This window comes from Streptomyces sp. NPDC093510 (genome assembly GCF_040683555.1).
Classification (GTDB): domain Bacteria; phylum Actinomycetota; class Actinomycetes; order Streptomycetales; family Streptomycetaceae; genus Streptomyces.
Genome location: NZ_JBFBEE010000023.1, coordinates 1 through 11,821 on the forward strand (window position 1 = coordinate 1; position 11,821 = coordinate 11,821).

10 protein-coding genes and 1 pseudogene are annotated in these 11,821 nt (G+C 73.9%); 6 read left to right on the plus strand and 5 right to left on the minus strand.

Going from position 1 to position 11,821, the window contains the following annotated elements; all coding sequences use genetic code 11:
• The 3 genes and pseudogenes from AB0N81_RS31055 to AB0N81_RS31065 form a co-directional block, all read left to right on the plus strand.
• A pseudogene (locus AB0N81_RS31055) lies at positions 1–185 on the plus strand (cytochrome ubiquinol oxidase subunit I); the annotation flags it as partial.
• A gap of 5 nt (positions 186–190) precedes the next feature.
• The gene (locus AB0N81_RS31060) at positions 191–556 is read left to right on the plus strand and encodes a hypothetical protein (protein WP_365364147.1); all 366 of its coding nucleotides are present in this window, start codon (positions 191–193) and stop codon (positions 554–556) included.
• 41 nt (positions 557–597) lie between these two features.
• The gene (locus AB0N81_RS31065) at positions 598–1,584 is read left to right on the plus strand and encodes a helix-turn-helix domain-containing protein (protein ID WP_365364149.1); all 987 of its coding nucleotides are present in this window, start codon (positions 598–600) and stop codon (positions 1,582–1,584) included.
• Between the two features lie 9 nt (positions 1,585–1,593).
• Here AB0N81_RS31065 and AB0N81_RS31070 read toward each other — a convergent pair whose 3' ends face one another.
• Positions 1,594–2,571 carry an alpha/beta hydrolase gene (locus AB0N81_RS31070; RefSeq protein ID WP_365364151.1) on the minus strand — a complete coding sequence of 326 codons (978 nt, stop codon included), beginning with the start codon at positions 2,569–2,571 and terminating at the stop codon, positions 1,594–1,596.
• A 304-nt stretch (positions 2,572–2,875) separates the two neighbouring features.
• Between AB0N81_RS31070 and AB0N81_RS31075 the strand changes: the two genes are divergently transcribed.
• Positions 2,876–3,853, plus strand: a complete 978-nt coding sequence (locus tag AB0N81_RS31075; RefSeq protein ID WP_365364153.1) for a helix-turn-helix domain-containing protein — start codon at positions 2,876–2,878, stop codon at positions 3,851–3,853.
• A gap of 57 nt (positions 3,854–3,910) precedes the next feature.
• On the opposite strand, the gene AB0N81_RS31080 is transcribed toward AB0N81_RS31075, so the two are convergent.
• Positions 3,911–4,825 (minus strand): AraC family transcriptional regulator, encoded by a 915-nt coding sequence (locus AB0N81_RS31080; protein WP_365364155.1) that lies wholly within the window; start codon positions 4,823–4,825, stop codon positions 3,911–3,913.
• 187 nt (positions 4,826–5,012) lie between these two features.
• Between AB0N81_RS31080 and AB0N81_RS31085 the strand changes: the two genes are divergently transcribed.
• On the plus strand, positions 5,013–7,766 hold the full coding sequence (locus AB0N81_RS31085) for an AAA family ATPase (RefSeq protein WP_365364157.1): 2,754 nt from the start codon (positions 5,013–5,015) through the stop codon (positions 7,764–7,766).
• On the opposite strand, the gene AB0N81_RS31090 is transcribed toward AB0N81_RS31085, so the two are convergent.
• The 3 genes from AB0N81_RS31090 to AB0N81_RS31100 form a co-directional block, all read right to left on the minus strand.
• Positions 7,728–8,060: a helix-turn-helix transcriptional regulator gene (locus tag AB0N81_RS31090; RefSeq protein ID WP_365364362.1), complete on the minus strand. Its 333-nt coding sequence runs from the start codon at positions 8,058–8,060 to the stop codon at positions 7,728–7,730. The two genes, AB0N81_RS31085 and AB0N81_RS31090, sit on opposite strands and share 39 nt — an antisense overlap.
• Positions 8,061–8,160: 100 nt before the next feature.
• Complete coding sequence (locus AB0N81_RS31095) at positions 8,161–10,803, minus strand: ATP-binding protein (RefSeq protein WP_365364159.1); 2,643 nt, start codon at positions 10,801–10,803, stop codon at positions 8,161–8,163.
• A gap of 54 nt (positions 10,804–10,857) precedes the next feature.
• A complete protein-coding gene (locus AB0N81_RS31100) occupies positions 10,858–11,199 on the minus strand; it encodes a GNAT family N-acetyltransferase (RefSeq protein WP_365364162.1) in 342 nt (113 codons plus the stop codon).
• 131 nt (positions 11,200–11,330) lie between these two features.
• Here AB0N81_RS31100 and AB0N81_RS31105 point away from each other — a divergent pair, with 131 nt between their 5' ends.
• Positions 11,331–11,804 (plus strand): hypothetical protein, encoded by a 474-nt coding sequence (locus AB0N81_RS31105; protein ID WP_365364165.1) that lies wholly within the window; start codon positions 11,331–11,333, stop codon positions 11,802–11,804.
• The last annotated feature ends 17 nt before the right edge of the window (positions 11,805–11,821 follow it).

The following is an 11,821-nucleotide window of genomic DNA, read 5'->3' on the forward strand; positions in this document are numbered from 1 at the left end:
CCAAGTACGGCAAGAAGATCGAGGTCGACGACCCGTGGGGTTACGGCCGTTCGCTGGAGTGGGCGACGTCCTGCCCGCCCCCGCGGCACAACTTCGAGACGATCCCCCGCATCCGCTCGGAGTCACCGGCGTTCGACCTGCACCACCCTGAGATCGCGGCGGCCGAGCAGCGGGCCCTGCGATGACGGCGATGGACGACCGCCCGGTGCGTGTACGTGCCTTCATCAACGAGATCGAGGGCCATCTCCTCGTGGAGGCCGCCCGCGCCGACGGCCGCACGGCGGCGCGGCACTTCACCCGGCGGCTCCCCTGGCTGACCGACACGCAACGCGCCGAGGTGGAGCGCCTCTACACCGAGGAGCATCTGTCGCTCACCCGGCACGGCTGGCAGCACATCGCCCGCCGGGGGCGGCAACTGCGTGCCGAGTACGAGGAGACGTACCGCGTACTGCGGCGACGGCTCCTCCTGCGGAGCCTGCTGGGGTTCGCTTCCGCGCTGGCGGTGCTGGTGCTTCTGCTGGTTCCGATGGGGCCGGTGTACTTGAGTTTTCAATAAGGCAGAATGTCCTCCCCGGGGGTACTTGTCTTGGGGGTTCCGTGCTGCTCGTCGATCTTTCCACCGTGGCGCCGCGCGAGCGCGTGGACGCGTTCCACCACGCGCTGACCGACTCGTCGGTGCCCAACGAGGTCGTCCACGAGGAGCCTGAAGCGGGCATCCACGCGCGCATGGAGCTGTGGCGCGTGGGTGGCCTCGATCTCTTCTCCACCCGCAACTCGGGCTTCGAGGTGCGGCGGTACGAACGGCATGTGCGTCACCACCGGAGCAGCCCCGTCGTCTCCGTCTCGCTCCAGCCGCAGGGCGCCCACCGCGCCGAAGTCGCGGGGCGGCAGCAGGTCCTGGGCCCGGACGACATCTGCGTCTTCCACGAGCTGTCGCCCCGCGTGTACGGCTGGTCGGGCGACGGCGCGTCCCAGTCCGTGATGTTCGACATGAGCCGCCTCGACGTACCGGTGGAGGCGGTCGTGCAGGCCTCGCAGCGGCTGCGCGCGAGCCCGATGTACGACCTCGTCCTGAACCACCTGCGAGGGATGTGGCGCGATCCGGGGCGCCTGGAGTCCGACCCGGGCGCCGGGGCCCTCGCCACGGCCACCACCGAACTCGTCCGCGCGCTGCTCCTGTCGGCCGCGCACGCCGAGGACGCCCCCGCCGTCCGGTCGACGATGGACGAGACGCTGCTCACGCGGATCCTGGCCTTCGCGCGCCGCCACCTCGCGGACCGCGATCTGACGCCCGAGCGGATCGCCCGGGAGCACGCCGTCTCCGTGCGCAGGCTCTACCTCCTGCTCAACGACGCGGGCATCAGCCTCGAACAGTGGCTCATCACCGAACGCCTCGCCAAGGCACGCGAGATGCTGGCCGCGCCCCGCTACGACCGCCTCACCGTCGCGGCGGTCGCCGCCCGCTGCGGTTTCAGCAGCCCCAGCCACTTCAGCCGCCGCTTCCAGGCGGCGTACGGCGCGTCCCCCAGCGAGTGGCGGCGCCACCGCGAAAGCCCCGGCGCCAAGGAGGCCGACGCGGGCTGACACAGGCTCTCAGGCCGCGTGCAGGGCGGCATGCAGTGTGTCCGTCACCTGGATGCGGGCGGCCCTCGACGCCTCCGTGCGGCGGAGGAGGTCGAACAGGACGAAGCCGTGGATCGTTCCCTGGTAGCGGATCGACACGACCGGCACGTCCGCTTCCCTCAGGCGTGCCGCGTACGCCTCGCCCTCGTCGCGGAGAACATCGGCCTCGGCCGTGAGGACCAGCGCGGCCGGCAGCCCGCGCAGCCGGCTCACCGGTGCGCGCAGCGGCGAGACGACATCGTGCGTCCGGCTCTCGCGGTCCGGCGCGTACTGCTGCCAGTAACCGCGCATGGCGGCCCTGCTCAGGAAGTACCCGTCCGCGAACCGGTGGTACGACGGGGTGTCCATCGACGCGTCCGTCACCGGGCACACCAGCACCTGGTGGCGGAAGTCCGGCCCGCCGCGCTCCCGCGCCACGAGGGTGAGGGTCGCCGCCTGCTGGGCGCCGGCGCTGGCGCCGACGACCGCCATCCTGGTCCCGTCCAGGCCGCATTCCGCGCCGTGCCCGGCGACCCACCGGGCGATGGTGTAGGCACGCTCCACGGCGTGCGGGTGCCGCGCGTCCTCCGGTATGTCGTACTCGGGAACGACGACCGCGGCGTCCGCGCCGAGGACCAGATCCGCCACCAGCCGCCGGTGCGCGTACGCGTCAGTGAGCATCCAGCCGAGTCCGTGCAGGTAGAGCACGACAGGCAGGGGTTCGTCCGTGCCCGCGGGGCGCAGGATCCGTACCCGGATGCGTCTGCCGTCGGGCCCCGGCAGCGCCAGCCACTCCTCCTCGACGTCCGGTTCGTCGGAGCCGCCGCCGTCCCAGAGGGCCGCCATACGGGTCCGGGACGCGGTGGCGTCGGACTCCACGGGCGCGGGGCACGCGTACGCCTCGGCGAAGGCGCGCGTCCGCCGTTCGAGGACAGGTGTCTCCCGGGCGGCCGGAACGTCTGCTTCCACGAGGACTCCTGCACGAGGGGCGGATCACTGGGCCGTTCGCGGCTCCGCCGGGCACGGAGTACTCACCCTAGGACGCCGCCGGCCCGAAAGGGGCGCGGCCACCCTACGGATCCATGCCGCTGCGTGCACAGTTCGGGCGCCTCCCTCATCGGCGGTCGGCCCGCGCGGCGAAGGGCAGTCATATGACCTAACGCCTGCGCCGCCGGTCGGCCGAGACTCGCGTCGAGGGCCGTGGGCCAGGGGCGACCGTCCCCCTCCGCCACGCACCGCGCACCGGCCCGGGGACGGTTGAAGGGAGCCCTTCGTGAACGCTCGACCCGTGACCGCCGCATCACCCGGCGCCGAGACATCGGCCGACGTGGAGGCCGCCTTCTCGCAGTGGCTCACGCCCGTCGTCGAAGCCGCCGACCCGGCCGCGCGCGCGAACGGAACCGTGACGCTCCACCACTTCGGATACGTACGCATGCTCGCCTGCGAGGCCGGGCCGCTGCGCCTCGTGCGAAGACCGCGCTCACCCGCGCAAGCCGCGACCGGCCCGGCGGACGCGGTCGCGCTGCTGGTGCCCCTCGACGGGACAGCGCACCTTGCGCAGGACGGGCGCGGCACGCCCGTGGAGAGCGGGGAACTGGCCCTGATCGACCTGCGCCGCGCCTTCTCGGTCGAGCGGAAGGCCCGGTCCCGGACTCTCCTCTTCCGGATTCCCCTGCATGCACTGCATCTGCCCGCGGCTCCGCTGCGCTCGCTCACGGCTCGGGCCGTCACGCCGTCCGGGGGTGCGGCCGCGCTCCTGCCCGTCCTGCTCCCGAGGTTGGACGCGTCGCAGTCCCGGGTGCCGGCTCCGGTGGCCGAGCGGCTCGGAGGCGTCATCGCGGACCTCGTCGCCGGTCTGGTCGAGGATCTCGCCCAGGACGCGGAGGGACCGCCGGGAGCGGGCCGCCACCCCCTGGTCGTCACGATCCTCGAGTACATCGAACGCCACCTCGGCGACCCGGAGCTGTCCGCGGAACGCATCGCCGCGGCGCATCTCGTCTCGGTCCGCTACCTCCACCGCCTGTTCGAGGCCGAGGGTGTCACCGTGGGCAGGCTGATCCAGCGTCAGCGCGTCGAGAGGTGCGCCGACGAGCTCGCGCGGCGCGGGCGGGTGAGCCCCTCCATCGCCGTGGTGGCGTCCCGGTGGGGCTTTCGCAGCGCGGCGCACTTCAGCCGCGCCTTCAAGGCCGTCCACGGTCACTCGCCACAGCAGTGGCGGCGTCTGGTGGCGGTCGAGCCGGGAGCCCGCTGACACCGGTCGAAGAGCGCGCCGACAGCGGTCGCACCCGGCCGCGCGCCGACCGTGCCGTCAGGGGCACACGGTTGCGCACGCCTCGACCGGTCTGGTCCTGCCGTCGCGCCAGTCGCTGGGCGACATGCCGTACGCCGCGCGGAAGCTGCGGCTGAAGTGCGTGGCGCTGGCGAAACCCCAGCGCCGTGCGACCGCCGACACCGTGATGTCGTCGCGCCCGGGGCGGGCCAGTTCGCGCCGCGCCTCCTCCAGGCGGCGGTGCTGGATCCACCGGCCGACCGTGCTGCCCCGCCCCTCGAAGAGCTTGTGCAGATAGCGGATCGAGATGTGCTGGGCCTCGGCGACACTCGCCGGGGTCAGGTTCCTGTCCCACAGGTTCGCGTCGACGTACGCGCACAGCCGGCCGATCAGGGCCTCGCGGTCCTGCCCACCGTCCCTCGTTCCGCTCCCGGCGTCCTCGACCGCGAGCAGCCCGACCAGGTCTGCGACCGCGCCCGCCAGCCGGAGCGCCGTCCGTGACGGGTCGCCGGACCGGGCTCCGGCGACGTCGCGCAGCAGCGGACCGAGCAGCGGCGCGACCGTCCCGTCCGCGAAGGGGGCCCGGCCGCCGAGGTCCCGCACCTGACGGTCGGTGAGGGTGAGCACGCGCCTCGGGATCCGCACGAGGTGCAGTTCGAAGCCGCCCTCCTCGTCCAGCACGAACGGCTCCGCTCCGTCGCAGGCGAAGAGGTCACCCGGCAGACAGACCTCGGTGATCCCCCGCCGGACGAGGGCGGCCCTCCCGACGCTGTGGATGCCCAGCAGGACGTACGGGTCGGTGATCGCGTCACCTTCAGGGCAGTGCCGTACGGACTGCGCTGTGCCCCGCACCGTACGTGCGTGGAGGAAGCCGTGCGTGTGGACCGCGCTCCCCTCGCGAGGGGTGTCGTCGGAGGCGGCGGGGCGGATGGTCATGGTCGTCGTCGGGCTCACGCCGCCAGCCTGCGATGGCCGGCCGTCGATGAGGAGAGCGTGCGGGGTTCCCTGCGGGCAGGGGCACAAGCCGTGCACGGTGGGGCATCACGACGGTGTCACGGTGGTGTCGCGGTGGTCCGGGGCGTACGCGACAGAGTGCGGTCGGACGGTCCGCGAGCCGAACCGAGCCGACAAGGGGAAGGTCATGGGGAACGGGCAGGGCGACAGGACACTCGTCGGCCGTCGGCGCGAACAGGCGCTGCTGGAGCGGTCCCTGGAGCGCGCGCGGACCGGGGCGGGCGGCTCGGCGACGGTGCTGCGCGGCGAGGCCGGTATCGGGAAGACCACCTTGCTGGACTGGACGGCCGTGCGCGCCGCACGGGACGCCTTCACCGTTCTGCGCGTCGAGGGCGACGCGTCGGAGTCCGGCATCGCCTTCGGCGCGCTGCACCATGTGCTGCGGCCGCTGCGGGAGAACTCCCGTGCGCTGCCCCCGCACCAGCGGCTCGCGCTCGAACGGGCCCTCGGTCTGCGGGACGGGCTTCCCCCGGAGGGGTTCATGGTGGGCGCGGCCGCGCTGGCGCTGCTCGCGGAGGAGGCGCGCCGCCGTCCGGTCCTCGTCCTCGTCGACGACCTGCACTGGGTGGACCCGTCCAGCGCGGCCGTCTTCGTCTTCCTCCACCAGCGGATCGCCGAACTCCCCGTGGTCATGGTGTGCACGAGCAGGCCCGACCGCTCCGCCCTGGAGGGCTGGCCCGCACACCCGGTGGACGTCGAGGCGCTGTCGGGCGAGGATGCCCGCGCGCTGCTGCGGCGCTGGCACCCGGGGCTCGCGGCCGCCACCGCCCGGCGCGTCGTGGACGAGGCGGCGGGCAACCCGCTGGCCCTGGCCGAACTTCCCGGCCAGTTGGCGGCCGAGCACCGCAGGGGCGTCGTACCGCTGCCGGAGCGGCTGCCGCTGGGAGAGCGCCTGGAGGCGCTGTTCGCACGGCGGCTGCTATCACTTCCCGAGGACGCGGCGCGGGCCCTGCTGCTCACCGCGCTGGACGGGGCCGCCACCCTCGGGAGCGACGCTGTCAGACGGGCGGCGCGCGACCGTGCCGAATGGGTTCTCGGCCGTATCGAGGCGAGCGGTCTCGCCCGGCTGGACGCCGCGGGGCGGCTGGTCTTCCGGCACCCTCTGGTACGCAGTGCGGTGATCGCCTCCGCGTCGGCGGCGGAGCGGCGCGCCGCGCACCTGATGCTGGCGGAGGGGCTGCGCACGGACGATCCCCGTCGGCTGCTGCACGAGGCGTCCGCCGCGGACGGCACGGACGAACCGCTCGCCGCGCGGCTCCAGGAAGCCGGGACCCGCATCGCGTTGCGCGGCGGTGACGCGGAGGCGGCGCTGCTCCTCGACCGTGCGGCGGCTCTCGGGGCCGGCCCGGACGACCGGGCGCGGCGGCTGACGTGGGCCGCCGTGATGTCGGCCCGCGGCGGACGCCTCGCGCACGCGGCGGAACTGGTGACGGAGATCCGTCGCGGCCCGGTGCCCGACGACATCGCCCCGTTGTTCGCCTACGCGGTCGTGTACGTCGACCAGAGTCATCACGTCGACTTCGCCTCGTCGTTCGCGCTGTTGCCGGGGGCCCTGGCCGCGCTGACCGCGCCCGGTGCGCCGGTGTTCGGCGACCTCGTCGAGCAGATGGCGTTCAAATTGCTGCTGGCCTCGGCGTACACGGGCGACCCGCGGGGGTGGGAGGCGCTGGAGCGGCATCGGGAGCACCTCTCCCCCGCGGCCCTGCTCTGTCATCGTGCCTGGTCGGACCCGCCGCGCACGGCGCACGGCGCGGAGGCGGACCTGCGGGCGCTCGTGGCGCGTATGGCGGTGCAGCGGGAGACCGCCGGCGCGTGGCTGCTGTTGTGGGCGGCGTCGGCGGTGGACGCCGCCGACGACGAGCTGTGGCGGCTCTTCAACGACGAGCACACGTACGCCACGCAGGGGTCCGTCGCCAAGGCGCGGTCCCATCAGGCGTTCCTGCGGGGCCGCTGGGACGCCGCGGAGGAGTGCCTGCGCGAGGCCGACATCGCGGAGGAACTCGGCTATCACTGCAATGCCCTGCTCTTCCGGCACTACTACGCGCACTTCCTTGCGGGCCGCGGCGACGAGCGGGGGCTGCGCACGGTGCGGGCACGGATCGAACCGGCGGCGGCGCGGGCACGGATGCGGTTCGTCACCGACCACCTGGACCGCCTCGAAGCCCTGGCCGCCCTGGCGCACGGGCGGCACGAGGAGGCGTACGCGCTGCTGCGGCGCCTGATGGCGCCGGGCGAACTGCCGGGCGGCCTCGCCTGGTTCCACCTGCCCTTCTTCGACTTCGTCGTCGCGAGTCTGTACTCCGGCCGCCGCGCGGAGGCACTCGCCCATGTCGCGGCCGGGCGGGCGGCGGGGATGGACTCCGTCTCCGCGCACCACGCCTTCCTGCTGGCCGCCGCGACCGCGGTCACCGCCGACGACGAGGACGCCGACGCGGCGTACGCGGCGGCCTGCGCGGTGCGGGGCTCCGGCGAGTGGGTCTTCGACCTCGCGCGGCTGCGTCTGTCGCACGGTGCACGGCTGCGCCGCCGGGGGCGGTACGCCGAGGCGGCGGAATCGTTGCGCGCCGCGGCCCGCGCTTTTCGGGAGCTGCGCGCCGAGCCCTGGGTGGCGCAGTGCCGGGCGGAACTGCGGGCCGCCGAACGCCTGGCAGTGCCGCGACCCGCACCTGCTGCTCCGAACGTCACCGTTGTTCCGGCCGGCGTGCTGACGGCCCAGGAGCTCCGCATCGCCCGGCTCGTCTCCACCGGCCTGACGAACAAGGAGGTCGGCGCGACGCTGCGGCTGTCACCGCGGACAGTCGGGGCCCATCTGTACCGGATCTTCCCGAAGTTGGGCGTCACTTCACGGGCCGCTCTGGCGAGGGCCCTGCCGGACTCCTGAGCCGGTGCGGTCGCCTTCGACTCCGCCTTCGAGGGCACGAGCGATGCCCGCCCGCGTCGTGATCCCGAGCTTCGGGAAGACGCGGTAGAGGTGCGCGCCGATCGTCCGCGGCGACAGACCGAGCCGCTCACCGATCTGCCGGTTGGTCAGCCCTTGCGCCGCGAGTTCGGCGATGCGGGTCTCCTGTGCCGAGAGTGAGGGGTGCCAGTGCTCTTCGGTCGGCCGGTGCTCTTCGCTCGGCCGGTGCTCTTCGCTCGGCCGGTGCCCCATGGCCGTCCGGTCCGCCCCGGGCATCCCGGCGTCCGCAGTGGCCGCGGCGAGTTGCCGGGACGCCTGTGCGGCCCAGGGCGCGGCGCCGAGGCGGGTGAACACGGTGAGCGCGGCCCGGCAGTGCTCAGCCGCCCGCTCCGGACGACCGTGCCGCTGGAGCCACACGGCGTGGGCCAGGCGGGCCCGGGCGAGCGGGAAGGGCCAACTCTCCGCGCCCGGCAGGGCGTACACGGCCTCGTACCGCTCCTTGGCCTCGTCCTCCTCCGCGGCGAGGGCCTCCGCGACGGTCACCAGGAAGGTGTGGTGCGCCGATACGCGGGCGATACCGGACGAGCGGACCGCGAGCAGGCGGCGCCGGGCCTCCGCTCGCCGCCCGCTGTCGACCGCGGCCTGCACCCAGTCGACCAGCGACAGATGGAGCCACGGGCTCCGGTCGGGAATCTCGTCGATCTCGCCGGGCGGCACGAGACCGCGTGCGTGGTGCCACGCCTCCTCGACGAGACCGTGGCCGAGCGCGCACAGCACCTTCGCCCCGCGCAGCCGCTCGGTGACCGGGCGCAGGCCCCGGGCCCCGGCGTGCGTGCCGAGTGCGGACTCCAGGTCGGCCAGTCCGACGCGGTCCCCTCGTGCGGCGAGGACCTGTCCGACGTTCTGCAGGAACAGCGTCTCGGCCAGCGCGTACCCGTGCTCCGCGGAGGTCCGTGCGCCCGCCCGGGAGGCGGTGAGGGCGGCGTCCCAGCGTCCGTGGAGGACATCGTCGTGGGCCGCCCAGGCTGTCGATGAACGTCTGCGTGGCGTACGCGTGGCGGCGCGCGAAGGCGCTCCAGAGCGCGTCGTGCTCGCCGACGGCGTCGACGGCGGTGGCCGCCCACAGCAGGAGCCAGGCAGCGGTGGTCTCACGGTCCGACGGCAGAGCCGCGACCATCTCGCGCAGCCGGAGCGGCACTTCGTGGAGGGCCCGCCCCTGACCGGTCGTCCTCCCGGAATCGGCCCGGCCCGGACCGGCCCAGGCGTCCCGGCACAGCGCGGCCGCCGGGGAGGCGTGCGGCGCGTGGCGTTCGACGGCGGCCCATGCTCGTTCGTCGCCGGTGAGTGCGGCCGCGACCAGGAGAAGGAAGAGCATCGGTTCGCGCAGTGCGGCCCGCTCGTCCTCGCCCTCCGGTGCCGGCGGCGCGTCCAGGACGGCGGGGAGCAGCTCGATCGAGGGGTTCGGGTCGGCGTCGAGCTGGAGGCGGGAGCAGGCGACGGCGAAGGCGTACGGGGCGGCGGGTTCGGGCTTTCCGGGGCAGGCCTCCGTCTCGGCCTCGGCGACGAGTTCCGCCGCGAGGTGCGGTCGGCCGCTCCGTACGGCGATCGCCGCGGCGCCGACGAGGCGTGCGGTTCTGCTCGCCGGGTCAGGACTCAGCCGGGCCGCCCGCGCCATCAGCTCCGCCGCCTCGGGGTCGCCGCCCTGGGCTGCCATGCTGTCGGCCTCGGCGTGGAGCAGTGCGGCCAGTTCGCCGTCCGTGCCGAGTGTCGCGGCGGCCAGGTGCAGGGCTCGGCGGGGGCTTCTCGCGGGCAGCGCGTCGGCGAGCAGGCGGTGGGCGGCGCGGCGCTCCGCCGGTGAGGCGATGTGCACCAGGCAGGCGCGCACCAGCGGATGGTGGAAGGCCACGCGTCCGCTCTCCGGGTCGGTGTGCGCGAGACCGGAGTTCTCGATGTCGTCCCGGACCTCGGACCACGGCGTGCCCGGCTCACGGTCCGCCATGTCCCGCAGCACGGTGCCGTCCCGGGTGGACGCGTCGCCGAGGGCGGCCACCAGCAGCAGGCTCCGGGCGGCATCGGGCAGGGCGCGCAGCCTGTCCTCGTACAGCCGCCCGAGGCGCTCTCCCAGGGGCAGGGTGTCGAAGGATTCGGTCAGCCGCGGCGGGGTGGGGCCCGCGAGGAACTCGGCGCGGTCCGCGGTCAACCGCCGCAGCTGCTCCGGCAGTTCGTGCAGCGCGAGCGGGTTGCCGCCGGCGGCCCGCAGCACTCTGCGGCGCGCCCCCTCGGGCAGAGAGGGGTGGATCTTACGAAGCAGCCGCTCGGCCTGTGCCGCGTCCAACGGCGGCAGCTCGATCACCTGCCCCGGCGGTCCCTGGGTGGCGTCGCGCTTCTCCCTGGCTGCGGCCGGTGCGCGGCCGGCCGTGTCGCCCGCTCGCCGGGTCGCGCCGATGGCGACGACGGGAAGCGGGGCCAGATGCCGTTGTACGTATCCGAACACGGCGATGCTGGACGGATCGGCCCACTGCAGGTCGTCGAGCAGTACGACGACGGGTCGACGCGCGGCGGCGTGGGCGAGCAGGGTGAGGGCGGCGCTCGCCACGGTGAACCCTTCGGGCGGCGCCTCCTCACGGATACCCAACGCGCTTTCCAGGGCGCGCCGTTGCTCCTCCGTCAGCCCTCGCGCATCGGCGAGCAGCGGCCAGAGGACCTGGTGGAGGGCGGCGAACGGCAGCCCCGACTCGGCCTCGGCGCCGGTCATCCGCAGCACACGCAACCCGGCGCGACGCGCTGTCTCCTCGGCCGACCTCAACAGCGCGGTCCGCCCCGTGCCGGGGTCGCCGCGCAGGATCACGGATGTGCCGGTGGAACGGATGCCCGCGAGGGCGGCGTCGATGACCGCGAGCTGCGCGGCGCGCCCCATCAGAGGGGGAAGGCTCGACGTGCCGTTGCCTTCCCCTTCCCTGCCCCAGCCCTCGTCCCCGGCCGCGTCCCCGTCCCCGTCCCCGTCCCCGTCCCCGGGCAAGCCCTCGCCCATCATGGCCCCGCTCGATCGCCCGCCGCGCCTCGCGTCAGCGCTTCAGCGCTTCAGCGCACCGTCCAGCCACTCCACGACCTCGGGGGTCACCTCGTCGGCGAGATCGGCGTACTCCTCGTGCTTCTTCAGGAACTTGGCCACATAGGGGCAGACCGGCACGATGCGCAGGCCCGCGCTCCGCACGTCGTCCAACGCCTCCCGTACGAGGATCGAGGCGAGGCCCTGCCCCGCGTAGGCGTCGTCGATCTCGGTGTGGAAGAACACGCGCCGGTCGTCGCGGTCGCGGTACGCGGTGAATCCGGCGGCCTTGTCGTCGACCAGGATCTCGTAACGGTGTCTTGCGTCCACGCGTCGAACGACCGGAGTCGGTGCGGGCTGGCTCATTGTCGTACCTCGCTGCTGCGGCCGGTGAAGTTCCTCCACATCTTATACAGTTGCGACATTTTCCCAGGTCACGGGCCATGCCACGGCGGCGACGCGGGGCGGCCCCGACGCAGCCGATAGTCTCGCGAGCCATGGGCATACGGATCAACGTCGTGGTGGACCACCCGATCGACGATGACGTGGGGAAGGCGCTCGGGCTGGCCCAGGCGGTCGGCGAGCCCGTCAATGTCACGTTCCTGTGGGAGGGGGACCGGGAGGCGGAACACGCGGTGCTGGTGCCCTCGGCCACGCTGGCGCTCTGGGAACACTGGGCCCCCACCGCCTACCCGCGGAATGACGTCGGGGACGGGGGCCGGACCGCGACTGCGGAGCCGGAGCTGGACCACCCGAGGGAGTTCGGCGCGTTCACGCTCTTTCGGCGTCGCGCCGGAGGACGCACGGCGGTGGCCCGCGAGGGTGTCGTGGTCGCCGAGCTCCTGGAGCCGGGCGAGGTGGACTGGCTCCAGGAGAAGGCCCGCGATGTCCGCCAAGGCTTCATGGGCCCGAAGCAGAGGGCGGCGTTCAAGGAGTTCCTCGCCCGGCAGCCACCCGTCGGCGAGCAGTAACCCGTCGGCTTCTCGCA